Raw genomic sequence first — 15,946 nt, 5'->3', positions numbered from 1 at the left:
TGCGATCATTGGCAACGCTTCCATTTTTGAGTTTGGATTATATCTTACCATATTTTGATAAGCAGATGGCTGTTTCTTTTAAAGGATGATGCAAGCTGGTTGATTTAAGACTTAATAGATCCGATTAACATCCCTTTGATAAAATACTTTTGCAGAAACGGATACACGATAATAATCGGTATGACGGAGACGACAATAACTGCCATTTGCACACCTGCCGGAGATACTTCATTTACGTTTTCTAATAAGCTGCCCGCTTGCCCAAGGTCGTTACTCAGTACGATTTCCCGAAGCCGCAGCTGAAGTGGATAAAGCGCTCGTGTATTGATAAAATACAACGCCGATGAATAAGAATTCCAATGGGATACCGCGTAGAACAAGCCCATAGTTGCCATAACAGGTTTGGACAAAGGAAGGATGACGCTCCACATCGTGCGCAGCTCTCCCGCTCCATCCATTCGCGCGCTGTCTATCAGCTCAGTAGGCAGGGCTGAGAAAAAAGAACGCATAATGAACAGGTTATATGCACTGATGGCCGATGGGATGATTAATACCCATAAAGAGTCGATCAAGTGCAAGTTTTTGATGACCATATAGTTCGGTATGAGCGGAGCGTGAAATATCATCGTAATTAGGATTAAAATCAGAACTCCCTTGCGCATCGAATATTCGGATCTGGATAAAGGATAGGCCAGTGAAGCAGTTAAAATCAGATTAATAAGCGTTCCGACAACTGTAATAAATATACTTACCATGAAAGCTCTCCAGATGGAGGTATCCCCAAGAATAACTTGATAATTCATAAGCGTCCAATCTACAGGGAATAGCTTAACCTCGCCTGCATTTATGGCATGAGTGCTGCTAAATGATTTGGCGAGCACATGCAGCAGAGGGAAGACCATCAAGCACCCGACCAGCATCAGAAATATATAGTTAAAAACGTCAAACAGGCGACCTTTATTTTTCATTTACTCTTCGACTCCTCTCTAGTAAAGTCCATCCCCTGATGCTTTTTTGCTAAGCGTATTCCCGATCATGACTAGCAACAGTCCGACGACCGATTTAAAGAGGCCTATAGCTGTTGTATAGCTGTATTGCTGATCAATAAGACCCACTCGGTATATATAAGTATCGAGAATATCTCCATTGGTCTCATTAAGCGAATTGATAAATACAAACACTCGCTCAAAGCCAAAATCAAGGAAGTTACCGATATGAAGCAGGAACATAATCATGATAGTTGGCAAGATCGTCGGGATCGTTATAGATAAGGTTTGTTTCCAACGATTTGCTCCGTCAATCCGGGCCGCTTCGTACAGCTCAGGATTCACAGCAGCGAGTGCGGCTAAATAAACAATAGTTCCCCATCCACTGTCTTTCCATATGCCTGTTCCAACCAGGATGGTACGAATATACGAGTCCTCGCCCAGAAAATAAACGGAGTCGAGCCCAAAAGCATTTAAGATCTGGTTCACGATACCTGTCGTTGGGGACAAAATGCCGATCATAATCCCCCCAATAATGACCCATGAGAGAAAATGAGGCAAATAAACGACGGTCTGCAAAATCCGTTTATAGAAAGCTTTTCTCACTTCATTAAGAAGGAGCGCGAATATTATGGGAACCGGAAAAGCAAAGACCATATCATATAGGCCGATCAGGATAGTATTTTCAAGAATTCTCAAAAACTCTGGATAGGTGAACATCCGCCGGAACTGATCAAGGCCAACCCACGGACTGCCTGTAAAACCTTTGAATATGTTGTAGTTTTGAAAGGCCATGATGGAACCCGCCAAGGGTAAGTATTTAAATACGATAAAAAAAATAATGCCCGGAAGTGAAATGAGATACAGCGCTTTATATTTGCGCAAATTGGTCATTCGTCTTTGGAATGGGGAAAGATCTGGCCTGCTCGCTGGCAATGCGGCTGGCACTTGTTGTGGCATAAATATCGCTCCTTTGGTTGCAGTTTGGATTTTGTTGTATGGCTAATGTTAATCCAATATCCAGGTCTTCAAAATGGAGATTTTTCGGCTTGCCTGTGTTTTATTACGATTGACTATTGTGCACGAATCTTGCGGGACTTCCCTGCAACCGAAGAAAAAGTATATTCGAAGCCCTGACCATTGCTAATAAGAAATTGTTCTGAAAGATCGAGCGGAACGGCAGACCAAATTCGATATTCAGCGGTAACCGTAGAGTGAACCGTCGCTTCATCAAGCTTTCCTTGGCTCCAAGAAAGATCAACGGTAAAACCACCTCTTGCTCTCATCCCCCTTATGCTGCCTGAAGACCACTCCTTGGGAAGCGCAGGTAATAGTCGAAGTTCTCCTCGTTGGGATTGCAGCAGCATTTCTGCTACCCCAGCTGCTCCACCAAAGTTTCCGTCTATTTGAAAGGGTGGATGGCAGTCTAAAAGATTCGAATACGTGGAGGAGGTTAACAGTTTAATTAAATGCTCATAGGCTTCCGCACCCATACCGAGACGGGCATAAAAATTGACGATCCATGCCCTGCTCCAGCCGGTATGACCTCCACCTCCGTTAAGGCGGCGTTCAAGCGTTCGCCGGGCTGCTGTGGCAAGCTCAGGGGTGTGCCTCATGTCAATCTGTTCACCCGGATGTAATGCGAACAACTGAGAAATATGCCGGTGACCTGCGTCTTGCTCTTCGTAGTCAAACAGCCATTCCTTAATCTGTCCTTGACTGCCCACACTCGGCTGTGGAATGTGTTCAAGCGTCTCATGTAGTTCAGAGAGAAACATTGTATCTTCTTCTCCGAGAATTAATGCCGCTTCCGAACAGGCGGATAGCAATGTATATGCGATTTGCAAATCCATGGATGGTCCCATACAGAGGCTGCCGCTGCTTCCGTCCGAAAGAAGGAATCGGTTTTCCGGGGAGACAGAAGGCCCAGTAATTCGTAAGCCACCTTCCTCTACCATGTAATCAAGCAGAAAAATCGCTGCTTCCTTCATCACTGGATAGGCCCTTTCCTTGAGAAAAGAAAGGTTCAGTCCAAACCGGTAGTGTTCCCACAAATGAAGGCATAACCAAGCAGCACCCATTGGCCAGACCGTGCAGGTAATTAGGATGCCTTCTGGTCGGGTTTCCGCCCATAAGTTAGTGTTATGATGAGCAACAAAACCGCGACAGCCATACATTTCTTTTGCCGTTTCTTGACCGTTCAACTGCATCCGTTCGATCAGATCAAACAGCGGTTCATGGCATTCAGCCATATTTAGGACTTCGGCAGGCCAGTAATTCATCTGGAGGTTAATATTAATTGTATATTTTGATTCCCATGGCGGGGTAAAGCTCTCATTCCATATGCCTTGCAGATTAGCAGGCAACGTACCTGGTCGAGAACTGGAAAGCAGTAAGTAGCGCCCATACTGTACATATAGTGCAACTAGTCCCGGATCACCAGACTCATTGGGATTGCTTCTTTCATCTTTTGCTTGCTGTAACCGCTGTAATCGCTTATCGGTAGGAAGCTCAGCGTACAGGTCTCCACCCCTAGTTAAATCGATTGAAAATCGAGCAAACCGGGACTTGTATTCCTCCTTATGCTGCTTTATTAGAGTTGCAAAAGACTGAGCCGTAGCTTGATCCAATTGCTCTAGACAGGCTTTTTCAGGTTGATCTACGCGGAAGGTACTCTGCGCTGCCAGCATAAGGGTGACGGAGTCTGCCCCCTCAATAGAGATGAAATCCCCGATGAGCCTCTGGCGGCCTCCTTGTTGAACTGCCCTTAGTGTTGTGCAAAAGTGAACGCCATCCGCTCCGCATTCCCCATTCATTAAAACTGTGTTTGCAGGACCAGTGCTACAGCCGGTATCGAACGGACGACGCATAAGATTCGCAGCCAACGTGATCTTGCCAAGTCTGTCAGCTGTCAATCGGACTACCAATACACCGTCCGGTTCACTTATAAAATATTGCCTGTAATAGCGAACCCCGCCACAACGGTACGATACCGTAACGACTGCTTGCTCTAAGTCGAGCTCCCGCTCGTATTTTTCTATAACCTCACTGGAATCCAGAAACTTTAAAATCAAATCTCCAAGTGGCTGGTACGGCTGCTCATATTTTGGTGAAGCAGTCATAGCCATTCTTGCCAAATGTTCTGCCTCCGCCTGCCTGCCGTCTTTCAACATTTGCCGAATCTCTGTTAAATATGGCTGAGCTGCAGGATTAGCTGCGCGTCCAGGGCCGCCGTACCAAATTGAATCTTCGTTAAGCTGGATTTTATCTTGGCCGATCATACCGGACACCATTGCCCCGAGGCGCCCATTTCCTATGGGAAGAGCCTCATTCCAATTTGACGCCGGGCTTGTATACCATAATCGAAGACGTTCTGATTCCTGCTTGGTTGCCGGTAATGCCACCTCTTGTTTCGCTCGTCTTCTTTCACTCAACTCTTGTTCACCTGGCCTTTCCTATTTTCAGGTCATATCATTCGTCAGTAACTCCACTTCCTATGCTACTCTTGATCCTGATGTCTCTCCATGGCATAGATTGTTAGGGGTTGTGTTTTTTTATGATCCACACTAAAAAGGATGCGGAAAATTCCGCACCCTACTGTAAATTATTTTTTTATATTACTGAGCGCATTTCGACCTAAACGTTCCATCAGCTGCTGCTTGTAGAGACTATTAATGACGACATGTTGACCGCAACTGCACCAATATCCATCTTCACGGGGCCGGGAATCATAATCGTTAGGAACCAGTCCGGGTACCTTGCTACCAACATGGCCAATGGCGTAATTTTGAGCGGTTGGTGGCCGCTGTAAAGTGAGCTCTCCGTGTGTATTCCAAGTAACATAATTCGCACCTGCCCAACCATGTCCGCTGCCTAACCACGCCCTATCCCGAATAGAGATGGGAGCTTTGATATTATCGAACAGGCCTCCGACTGACCAGCGATGATGAGGTTCACTGGTGTTATAATTTTTAACAGCTTCTCCATCCAGAAATACATTCGGCCCCGGTACCCAGCTATCGACGGTGAACGCATGCCGCGCCGTCTCTGTATAAATACGTTGAGCGAGATTTAGCTGGCCCATCTGATGTATGACATAACGGCGACCCCCAGTAACCACACTGATCATATCGTACATTTGACAGTCCTGAACCGTAATCCATTTGGAATAACGCTTCATTTGAACGAGAGAATAGGACAGATGATAACCTCTCACCTCTCGAACCCAGCCATTCTTCACACTGTTGAACACGACGAAGCGTTCAGCATGTTTTTCGTCCGCATAATAAGGATCTGTTGTATCGTTATCCATCTTAATATCTATAATACTTGGGTCAAAATCGGACTCTACCCTCATATTCTCTACCCCAACCTGCTGAATGCGGACATCGTCCGTATATTTATAGATCTCTCCGCCGCCCCACTGACGTTCGATAGCATTCGCCAATGGGGCATCGACCGTAATCGTATTACCTACAATAGCAGTGATGACTCGGTCAAAATCCAGATTGAACGGTGACCATTGGGTTACGGTTCCACCCGGGCGCTTATAGATGTTACCCATACCAATTTCGTGAATCCAATTTTTATTACCTATTCTGCGGACTATGATCTGATCGCCTACATTGTAAGCACCCCCGTCTTCTACATGGAAAGAACGCGAGCCTGAGGGTACATACAAATCTGAAATCATCTGCTTCGAGTTGCTGTCCAGCATAAGATCTGCATTTTCACCAATTTCAATTAGATTTCGCAGTTTCGCTCCGGTACCATAGAGAATAGTGCCCTCTTTTTCCTGACCTTCACCGCGAAGGACGATCCCGCTTGCTTTAATGAACAACGTGCCTCCGACTTCATATCTGCCTTTTTTCAACAGGACTGCCCCGCGGAATCCGTTCTTATCGAGCGGGAGCATAGCCAACTGGTCAATTGCCACCTGAATACGTTCCGTCGCGTCTCCGTCCAAGGGTAGAACGGTCGACTTAACGGGAATATTCGGGATCTCAACACCACCACCCCTATAACCCGCATTAGAAAAGTCCAAGATCCGATTACCTCGATAATCACCGGTATACATCATCATTCCATCGTTACCAAGGAAAGCAATTGTGCTCTGTCCCGCGGGGATGCTCTTTGGATCCAGCACGGTAAAATAATATGAGTCATACTGAGGAGCTTTTCCGTCCTGCTTGAGGGTCATTCGCAGTTCATAAGTACCCAGTAGATCAGCCGTGCCTAACGGTGTCCATTCCATTAACGAGTCTTTAACCATAGGAGTCTCAGGCAACTCAGTCACCAGTTTCGTTCTATCAAAAATCAATTCACCGGCAACCCTTCCGTTAACACACGGTGTGAAGGAAACCGTCGGGTACACCTGACTTGGATTGAGGATGGCTGGTTGGCCAATTTCAGTATTCATGTGCGTATGCTTCAATGTGGAATTAATAATAAAGAGTTCATCTCCTTTTCTATATTCACTCTCACATGTCGGATACATATTACCTTGGCTAAAGAAGAATGAACATGTCATTTTTATCGATTGGAATGTGTTTTCTTATTCACCTATTTATGCAAACCCTTGCACCCGCATGGTGCTGAGCAACGATTAAGCCAAACTAAAGACAAGTTTCTAAAGGCACTAAATGGTAGATGAAAGTTTAGCTTAGGTAAAAAAAAGGCGCGATCCCCAAGGGTATCACGCTTTTTATCTAGCTTAGATTTCCTATAACTGGGTGTGGCACATAAGGCTCTTCCAGACTCGCTATTTCACTTGGCTCCAGCTTCACTGATACCGCTGCAACGGCGTCCTCCAGATGATTTGCTTTGGTTGCACCAATGATAGGCGATGTTACTTGCTCTTTTTGCAGAACCCAAGCAAGCGCTACTTGGGCACGTGGAATCCCGCGCTTTGCCGCAATTTCGGCAACTACCTCAACAACCTTGCGGTCAGCCTCAGCCATTTTTGCATAAAATGCCTTTCCGACTTCGTCTATCTCTGAACGAGCTGTTTGTTCATTCCAATCACGGGTTAGTCGACCTTTAGCAAGCGGACTCCATGGGATCACACCGATTCCTTCTTCCCGGCAAAGAGGCAACATTTCCCGTTCTTCTTCCCTGTAGAGTAGATTCAAGTAATTTTGCATAGAGACAAATTTAGTCCAACCGTTACGCTCAGCAACATGCTGTGCCTGCAAGAACTGCCAAGCATACATAGAGGACGCTCCAATATATCTAACTTTACCTGCCTTTACTACGTCATGAAGGGCCTCCATGGTCTCTTCGATAGGAGTGTCATTATCCCAACGATGGATCTGGTATAGGTCCACATAATCTGTGCCCAGCCGTTTTAGACTGTTGTCTATTTCGGTCATAATCGCTTTGCGTGAAAGTCCTGCTCCATTTGGTCCCTGATGCATCCGGAAAAACACCTTTGTAGCAATGACTACCTCATCGCGGCGAGCGAATTCTTTTAAGGCACGTCCGACAATTTCTTCGCTTGTTCCGTCAGAGTATACATTAGCCGTATCAAAGAAGTTGATGCCAAGCTCCAGGGCTCTTTTAATAAAGGGTCTGCTCTGCTCCTCATTTAGCGACCACGGAGCCATTCCACGTTCAGGTACTCCGTAACTCATACAACCAAGACAAATTCTAGATACATCCAAACCAGTACGACCAAGTTTTGTATATTCCATTAGTTTGTGTCTCCTTTAGATTTTGGGTTTGTTTACTCCTAAACTGCGGCGAATTTCCATATCTGGTGACTCGGCCAATTTAACAACTAATGCAGCCACACTTTTTCGCGACACTTCTCTCCCTTTAAAAGGTTCACCTTTCTGAGTTGTTTCGTAGTCTATCTCGTCTTTATAGGTAAACCATCCAGGTCTCAGAATTGTATAGTTAAGATTTGAAGCTTCAATAATTTCTGCAGATTTACGATATGGATCCAATATACTGCTGTACTTCTCTCCTGGAACTTCATCGTAAATGCCCATTGAGCTGATAAAAATCAAACGTTTAAGACCAGTGGTGTTCATTGCTTCAACGATAGTCTTAGACATTTTCTCCAAATTACCTGCCAGATTAGCATAAACAACATCTTGCCCGATCATCGCTTCTTTTAATTGCTCACTATCCAACACATCTCCTTCAACTACTCGAGCACGGCTGGATGTTATATGGCTTAATCTGTCCGAGTTACGGAGATAAAGTGTTAAGCGGGCATCGGTTTCGTTCAAAAACAAATCAATCGCATGTCGTGCAATTCCGCCATTAGCGCCTATGATCAAAACATTGCTCAATTTCAAAACCCCTTTCTTAGTTCTAATTATGCGATAAATGAAGTGAACGCCGTTATCTCAATTATCTTAAATGATTGCCTATTCCTCTCACTATCACTAACACAAAAGATGTTTTTACTTTATAATTGAATAAGAACAAAACATTAGGAGGAGCACATGTCTAAAGAATTACTAGAGCGGAAAGAAGAACTCGCCAGATTGATTGAACATCATTCGAGCCAGGATGGAGTATATGAGACCGCTATCCCCTCATTGTTTGTGATTCGTAACTCCAATGTGACCGAGCCAGTATACAGAGTATACAAACCTTCTTTATGTTTCATTGCGCAGGGAACAAAGGAGATCTTATTGGCCAAGGAGCGTTTTGAGTATGGTCCCGCAAATTATCTAATATCATCAATGAATTTACCCGTTATCGGTCAGATTATAAAAGCTTCTCCCAACGCACCCTATTTAAGCTTTAAGCTAGAATTCACGCAGAGTCAGATTTTGAAAGTACTAAATGATTCCGAATTTAAACTCGCTCCGAAAGAAAATGCTAAGCGCGCTATGTATGTCGGGCAGATAGAGTTACCACTATTGGATGCGATCCTGAGATTGGTACGTTTGCTGGATGATCCCAAGGACATTCCGTTTTTGGCTCCGATTTATACTGATGAAATTCTATACCGGCTTCTGCAGGGACCCTATGGAGTTACACTCGCTCAAATTGCGATGGAAGGTAGCAGCACCTACCGCATTCGGGAGGCCATCGAACAGATTATCGAGAACTGTGATAAACCTTTGCGGATTGAAGAGCTTGCTGAAACAGCCAGTATGAGTATTTCTTCGTTCCATAGACACTTCAAAGAGGTAACTGCCATGAGTCCTATTCAGTTTCAAAAGCATCTGCGCTTACAGGAAGCTCGCCGCCTTTTATTATCTGAATCAGCGGATGCAGCGGATGTCGCGTTCCGAGTTGGCTATGAAAGTGCATCACAATTCAGCCGCGAATATTCTCGGATGTTTGGTTCACCACCTAGAGCAGACATCAAGCGTTTGAAGGAAGATATGCTCATTGGATAAAAGCGAACGTGTTCGTCATTCACAATATGGAACTATCAGCTTAACACCAACTTGTATGGGTAACCTTTGCGCACAGGCTGATTCTATCGGGCTGGTCCTATCAGGTTTATCCTATCTGCTGATCACTATCGGACCCATGGGACCTTAAACGTAGTATTATCTCACATTTGGGATGCTAAAGGACCGCATAGCCGCTATTGGCTCAGAAAACACTCAATATGAATCTATTTCGAAGTAATAGCTGCATTGGGGTCCGAAACTATGCTTAAAAAGGGATTAATATGCAAATAACGTCCTCTGAGTCCTTAAGCCCAAGAGGTTGATAAATACAAGCTGAGGGAGACAACCAACGACGACAAAAAAACAACGATATCCAAACAACAACAACAACAACCAAAAAACACAAAGCAGCGATTCATCCATACTTGGAGAATCGCTGCTTTGTATTTTTCACAAGCTAACACTGCTTTTTCTGACGATCACGTAGCCGACCGCCTTTTATTTCTTTTGATAGCTAAACCAATCATAATAAGCAGTTGTTCCATAAGGAGAGTAGTTATACATGCCGAAGAATACTCCAGTAAATCCGCCTGCGACTTCAGTAGATATCAAGTGTGTCTCGGCTTCGCCAAGCAGATGCCATATTTGATCCACACCTCGATAGTAAAATATATATTTTTCAGGTAATGCCTGGATTCTCAATTCTACCCCTGTACCTTCGAAAGCCGAAGAATATGCCACATCACTAATGCTCCCTACCTGTCTGCGCAGCGTAATAACATTTTCACCTTCCATCTGCGTTAGTCCAATTGCGTAGTGATACTTCTGATCCATAAAAACTACAAGACCAGCTTCGTCACCCTCAAGAGGGCTAAATTCCATTTTGGTGGTAATTTCACAATTCAAATGCCGCTGTCTACAGCCAATAAAAGCAGGCGTACCCTTCTCATTTAATCTCACATCTGATCCACGTAAAGCTAGCCACCCTCCCCGTTCCTGCAATGACCAATCCACCTTATTAGCATTACGTATGAAATTCCAGCTCATTCTTAGGTCAGATTGATCAAAATCGTCGGTTTCAGGCTCTTCTTCCCACGGCATTGGTGAAGGCAGGTCAGCTTCCATTTCTAAACCAACCACTCCGTTATCACCAATCATTGGCCACCCCTCCTCCGTCCACTGAACCGGAGCCAAATATGTCTCTCTGCCAAGATGATGACGGTAAGGATAACCTACTGGTCGAATCCCCAGAAATACCGCCCACCAGCTACCATCCTGAGCTTCAATTAAATCGGCATGCCCTGTAGCTTGAATGGGGTAATCTGAACTTCGATGTGTCAAAATGGGATTGTGAGGAGACGATTCATAAGGCCCATATGGCGATCTACTTCTTGCAATAGTCTCCATATGTCCATATTCTGTCCCACCTTCCGCACACATCAAATAGTAGTAATCGTTTATTTTGTAAAGATGTGGACCCTCAGGGAATTTCCCTCCGCTACCAGTCCAGATCAAGCGTGTATCGCTAAGCTTTTGACCCGTTTCAATATCAATCTCACATTGGTAGATCCCCATCCCTTGCTCGGAGCCTGTGCTTGTGAAATAAACCTTTCCATCGTCAAAAAACAAGGAGGGATCAATGCCTTCCTGCTCCACATAAAGTGGATTCGACCATTCACCTGCCGGGTCATCCGCCCAAACGTAAAAATGACCTCCGCTATCCTGATTTGTCGTAACCATATAAAAACGACCGTTATAATAACGAAGAGTCGGCGCCCAAACACCTCCGGACACCACGGATTCATCAAATTGAAGCTGATTCTCACGAGTCAAACAGTACCCAAGCTGCTTCCAATGCACCAAATCCTTGCTGTGCCAAATGGGTATTCCCGGAGAATAGGCAAATGAACTGTTTACCAGATAATAATCCTCGTCTACTCTGCAAATGCTTGGATCTGGATAAAACCCCGGGATAATCGGATTGTTATATTTCATGTAGTATTCTCCTTCTCTATCTTAATCACTGAAACCTATGTCAAGGATTATACTGCTTCAACTGGATAGAAAGCCTTGATTATTCGGTCCTAAAATAGCATGATATAGACATTCATCTAGACAAGCTTTTGGAGGGTAACGAGTTGAGTGAATTTTATTTAAAATGGTTTACATCTGATCGTCAATTTCCATTTTTTATTCAATACGGCTATCATGACGAAGACACCGATCTACATAGACATGCGGACTTTTCAGAGCTCGTAATTGTATTGAGTGGCACAGCTACACATATTGTTAATACTGAGGAGTCTTTTATCAAAAAGGGAAATGTGTTTGTAATTAATGGTTCGACCCCGCATGCTTTTAAAGATCCTCAGGATTTCAAGATCTGCAATGTTATGTTTCAGCCTGAATTGCTATCGACAGCTGGGGCAGATTTGCGGACATCCAACGGCTTTCAAGCCTTATTTGTGTTGGAACCCCTGTATCGCCATAAACATTCCTACACAAGCAAACTCAGCTTGCCGATTCCTAACCTGGAGTATGTCTCTTTTCTCATTGCGGGCATGATTGAAGAATATCACAACAAGCTACAGGGTTATCAGACCATGCTGGGCTCCAAGTTTATGGAACTGGTCGTCTATTTGTCCAGACAATATGACCCACAGGAAAAAGGGATTCAGGGGAACCATCTGATGCATTTGGCGAATGCACTCTCATATATGGAAGATCGTTATCTTGAGCCGTTAACACTGGATCAGATCGCCAAACATTCGGACATATCAGTCAGACACTTAAACCGGATCTTTCGCTCCTACTATCAGACAACCCCGATCGCTTATCTTCATCGTTTACGTCTGGAACGGGCTTGCGGGTTATTAAAGCATTCTAATCTCAGTATCACCCAAATCTCACATGAATGCGGGTTTAGTGATAGTAATTATTTTACTCGCCAATTCACTAAAATCTATGGGATGTCACCCAAGGTCTATAGGAACAAGCTTTGAGGGTAAAAAAAGAACACCAGGCAGCGATTCTCCTATTATTGGAAAATCACTCCCTGGTGTTTTTGAATCAATGCGCATTACCTGATCAGATTATGGGCAAGTGAATATAAACAGACTAATGGTCGCTAATCGCTTTTAACAAACCTTGAACTTGAGGCGATCGGAAGTTCCTCTCCGCATTCATGTAGCTCTACGTTTTAATGGAATCTGGGAGATAACTGCATTCTATACACTTATTCCGTACGCAGAAAGAACCTTCATACTTTAACTGCACTTTATACAACTAAAAACAACCAAACCTACCTAATGGGTAGAAAATCAAGGGAATAGATGTACGAAGTACACTTATATCCCCGAGCTGAGTGATTTGAAGGAATATAGTTGTACGAAATACAGTTAAACGTTGATAAACATCGCTGACTTCGGCTCTACGGGATTATCCTCCCCCATTGATTTTTTATTAATTAAAACCAACGATGGAATGTGGTACATAAGGCTCCTCTAAAAACGCAATTTCTTCAGAGGTTAAAGTAATGGATAACGCACCTACGGCATCTTCGAGATGCGATGTTTTTGTAGCCCCGATGATAGGTGCTGTAACTGGTTCTTTTTGAAGCAACCAAGCAAGAGCGATATGAATCCGTTGAACACCGTGTTTTTCGGCGATTGTCGCAACTCGCTCCACGACTAATTGATCGGTATCGGCAGTTCCATCATATTTAGATTTTTGAATCTGATCAGTTTCTGAACGATGAGTTGATACCGCCCAGTCTCGCGTAAGTCTTCCTGATGCAAGGGGACTATAGGGAATAACACCAATATTCTCTTCCTTACAAAGCGGCAACATCTCTCGTTCTTCTTCACGATAGATAAGATTGAGATGATTTTGCATAGATACAAATCGGGTCCAACCGTTTTTCTCCGCTACATATAACGCTTTTTGAAACTGCCAAGCATACATTGCTGAGGCACCTATGTATCTTGCCTTACCAGCCTTCACTACATCATGAAGAGCTTCCATCGTTTCTTCGATAGGTGTGTGATAATCCCAGCGATGAATCTGATATAGATCTACATAATCTGTTCCCAATCTCTTGAGACTCTTATCAATCTCACTCATAATTGCTTTCCGGGATAATCCTGCTCCGTTCGGACCTTCATGCGTACGGTTAAAGACCTTAGTTGCTAAAACAATCTCGTCTCGATTGGCATAATCCTTAAGCGCTCGTCCAACGATTTCTTCACTTGTTCCATCGGAGTATACATTCGCTGTATCAAAAAAATTAATACCCAGGTCAAGCGCTTTTTTTATGATAACACGGCTCTGCTTCTCATCAAGCACCCATTGATGGATCCAACGTTCGGCAACGCCAAAGCTCATACAACCTAAACACAGTTGGGATACGTCCAGCCCCGTTTTTCCAAGTTTTGTATATTTCATTTATCTCGAATCCACACTTTCCAATTAAATTGTAATATCTTAATGCCCTATCTTAAAGGGGTACATATTAATTCATAAAACAGCTCCAACGCATACCGATGAAAAGGAACTGGGGAATAGTTAACACTTCCGGCAGTACATTGCACCTAATCGATGATTTAAACGGCGTTTGAATAAACTGAATTTATATTCAATCCAAGTCCATGTCAAGCCTATTAATCAAGTAATAACAGCATTTGAATCAAATCTTGTTCATCCGCCTCTTTCCGTGTAAGTCTGTGTCCGAAGATTCTTCATTTCATAAAATAGCTTAATAAGTTTTCTGCGCTTCTACTTGGGAATATGAGGTGACATGATGTTATTTTCTGCACAAGGGGTACCACCCCAAGGATATTACCAAAGCATCTGGGACTTTACTTCCCACAACGAAAACAGTACAAAGGAAGCTGGGAATGTCGTTCCTTTTGACTTCGGACGGGCGGCTGAGTTCAGAGCGCCTAAAAGCATTGAAACGAGTATTGCTCCAGCACTAACACCTTATTGTTTAGAGCCCTTTGGCGGATACGTTGCCACCATTTCCAGAGGGAAGGTATGGGGAGAATCTGGTGCTGTTCTAACACCAGAAGGGAAATTGATCTTTGATCTTTCCCAAGAATATGACGCCAAGCAATATAGGATGCTTGAAGCAGATGAGCACCCAGTGTTTCACCGGTGGAATGATCCGCAGCTTCAACATTTTGCCGGGACCGCGGCGGTGTTAACCTTTTGCGGAGCCCATAACTATTTTCATTGGATGTATGATGTGCTTCCTAGATTAGCGATGCTTCAATCGAGCGGAATCACTTACTCCACTATTATCATGAATCCAAATCCGTATGGACCCTTTGTGGAACAAACGTGGGCCATGCTTGGGATATCCGAGTCATGGGTGATCCGGACGAATTCAGAAGCATATGTTCAGGCTGACCAGCTACTTGTCCCTTCCTTAATGATGAATTCACATTATCCTCCTTGGACCACGGATACACTGCGGAGATTTTTGTTACCGCATAGAGAAACAACACTAGTCACTCCAGAACGTTTTTATATCTCACGAAAAAAAGCAAGCTCAAGACGGTTGGTTAATGAAGATGATGTCATCCGCTGCCTTGAGAATTTTAATATCGTACCGATTTGTCTAGAGGACTGGACGGTTGCCCAGCAAATCCAATTATTCGCCTCAGCGAAAGTAATCGTAGGTCCACATGGTGCTGGACTCGCTAATCTGGCTTTTTGCCAGCCTGGAACACAGGTCATTGAAATTTTCCATGCCCAGCATGTTGTTCCAACCTATTGGATGATCAGCAACCATAATAATCTCGAATATTATATGGTGTACGGGCAAGGTGTACCCGATCCTGCGATTCGTTTTCCAGGATTGGAGGACATCTATGTGAACGTAGATCGTCTGAAACAAACGATGCATCTGGCAGGCTTGGAATGAGAAGAATGCTTACTACTTTCTCGAATTCAAAAAGCGCAAAGCATATTTTGCTTTGCGAAGAACATATAGAGGTCCTAAGAACACTTTGTGAATCGGCGTCTGAATTGGGGTTTATCGAGGCAACGTTGACCTGGACGGAATACTTCGATAGAAATTATTCTTTCTTCTCTATGATGCTAGCGAGTAAAGGTGCTCCTTATTTCCGAAATCGTTTCTTAAACTTTCTTCTCGACGAGTTTCGGCATGAAGTAAATGTCACCGCAGGAATAAACCTAGGGTTAAATGAAGAGGTTATTATTAGTTTTGTTGCATCAGCTTATGCAGGGGTAGTGGAATGGTGGTTCAAGAATGAAAGACCTGTGACCTATCAAGTCTTGGCTGAACAACTCGGAACGTTATTAGAGAGGAATTTTTAAAAAAAAGCGGCGATTCTCCTATAATAGGTGAATCGCCGCTCTTTTTTATCGGGCATTAATTACGCCGATAGATTACACATCTTTTTAAGGACTTCGGTCCCAGATGACGTTATTTGGTAGTTTTCAGCTCTTGAAGCAGGGCTTCGGACCTCAAGGATGTTATTCCTTAGAAAGTGACTTATATTTGGTGTTTTTCACGCCAATAGCTGCAGTGGGGTCCTTTAACATTCTGAAAATCAGAAAATCTCGTCTTTA

At 43.9% G+C, this 15,946-nt stretch carries 13 protein-coding genes; 5 read left to right on the top strand and 8 right to left on the bottom strand.

The features are described 5' to 3' along the window. Positions 1–104: 104 nt before the first annotated feature. From NST94_RS14325 to NST94_RS14300, 6 genes are all read right to left on the bottom strand, one after another. Positions 105–968 carry a carbohydrate ABC transporter permease gene (locus NST94_RS14325; RefSeq protein WP_076125649.1) on the bottom strand — a complete coding sequence of 288 codons (864 nt, stop codon included), beginning with the start codon at positions 966–968 and terminating at the stop codon, positions 105–107. Between the two features lie 18 nt (positions 969–986). Continuing rightward, the gene (locus NST94_RS14320; RefSeq protein WP_051491014.1) at positions 987–1,880 is read right to left on the bottom strand and encodes an ABC transporter permease subunit; all 894 of its coding nucleotides are present in this window, start codon (positions 1,878–1,880) and stop codon (positions 987–989) included. Between the two features lie 179 nt (positions 1,881–2,059). Continuing rightward, positions 2,060–4,420: a glycoside hydrolase family 95 protein gene (locus NST94_RS14315; protein WP_280752950.1), complete on the bottom strand. Its 2,361-nt coding sequence runs from the start codon at positions 4,418–4,420 to the stop codon at positions 2,060–2,062. Between the two features lie 170 nt (positions 4,421–4,590). After that, positions 4,591–6,405, bottom strand: coding sequence for a hypothetical protein (locus NST94_RS14310; RefSeq protein WP_280752949.1), 1,815 nt, complete (start codon positions 6,403–6,405; stop codon positions 4,591–4,593). A 289-nt stretch (positions 6,406–6,694) separates the two neighbouring features. Further along, on the bottom strand, positions 6,695–7,678 hold the full coding sequence (locus tag NST94_RS14305; RefSeq protein ID WP_076184577.1) for an aldo/keto reductase: 984 nt from the start codon (positions 7,676–7,678) through the stop codon (positions 6,695–6,697). A 15-nt stretch (positions 7,679–7,693) separates the two neighbouring features. Continuing rightward, a complete protein-coding gene (locus NST94_RS14300) occupies positions 7,694–8,284 on the bottom strand; it encodes an SDR family oxidoreductase (RefSeq protein ID WP_076125657.1) in 591 nt (196 codons plus the stop codon). Between the two features lie 156 nt (positions 8,285–8,440). Here NST94_RS14300 and NST94_RS14295 point away from each other — a divergent pair, with 156 nt between their 5' ends. Then, a complete protein-coding gene (locus tag NST94_RS14295; RefSeq protein WP_076184576.1) occupies positions 8,441–9,349 on the top strand; it encodes an AraC family transcriptional regulator in 909 nt (302 codons plus the stop codon). After that, on the top strand, positions 9,342–9,497 hold the full coding sequence (locus tag NST94_RS14290) for a hypothetical protein (protein WP_280752948.1): 156 nt from the start codon (positions 9,342–9,344) through the stop codon (positions 9,495–9,497). Before NST94_RS14295 ends, NST94_RS14290 begins: the two co-directional genes overlap by 8 nt. Before the next feature lie 350 nt (positions 9,498–9,847). Here NST94_RS14290 and NST94_RS14285 read toward each other — a convergent pair whose 3' ends face one another. Beyond that, positions 9,848–11,344 (bottom strand): glycoside hydrolase family 43 protein, encoded by a 1,497-nt coding sequence (locus tag NST94_RS14285; protein WP_339282094.1) that lies wholly within the window; start codon positions 11,342–11,344, stop codon positions 9,848–9,850. Between the two features lie 143 nt (positions 11,345–11,487). Between NST94_RS14285 and NST94_RS14280 the strand changes: the two genes are divergently transcribed. Continuing rightward, positions 11,488–12,351: an AraC family transcriptional regulator gene (locus NST94_RS14280; protein WP_076217573.1), complete on the top strand. Its 864-nt coding sequence runs from the start codon at positions 11,488–11,490 to the stop codon at positions 12,349–12,351. Between the two features lie 460 nt (positions 12,352–12,811). Here NST94_RS14280 and NST94_RS14275 read toward each other — a convergent pair whose 3' ends face one another. Continuing rightward, positions 12,812–13,792, bottom strand: a complete 981-nt coding sequence (locus NST94_RS14275) for an aldo/keto reductase (protein WP_280752946.1) — start codon at positions 13,790–13,792, stop codon at positions 12,812–12,814. A gap of 352 nt (positions 13,793–14,144) precedes the next feature. Between NST94_RS14275 and NST94_RS14270 the strand changes: the two genes are divergently transcribed. Together NST94_RS14270 and NST94_RS14265 are read left to right on the top strand one after the other, a co-directional pair. Then, positions 14,145–15,275, top strand: a complete 1,131-nt coding sequence (locus tag NST94_RS14270; protein ID WP_280752945.1) for a glycosyltransferase family 61 protein — start codon at positions 14,145–14,147, stop codon at positions 15,273–15,275. Further along, complete coding sequence (locus tag NST94_RS14265) at positions 15,272–15,691, top strand: TetR-like C-terminal domain-containing protein (RefSeq protein WP_339282093.1); 420 nt, start codon at positions 15,272–15,274, stop codon at positions 15,689–15,691. The genes NST94_RS14270 and NST94_RS14265 overlap by 4 nt, the downstream gene beginning before the upstream one ends. The last annotated feature ends 255 nt before the right edge of the window (positions 15,692–15,946 follow it).

Origin of the sequence: Paenibacillus sp. FSL H8-0282, assembly GCF_037963825.1 — a bacterium.
In the GTDB taxonomy this organism is placed as follows: Bacteria; Bacillota; Bacilli; order Paenibacillales; family Paenibacillaceae; genus Paenibacillus_AQ; species Paenibacillus_AQ odorifer.
This window is presented reverse-complemented; position numbering and strand designations above follow the sequence as displayed.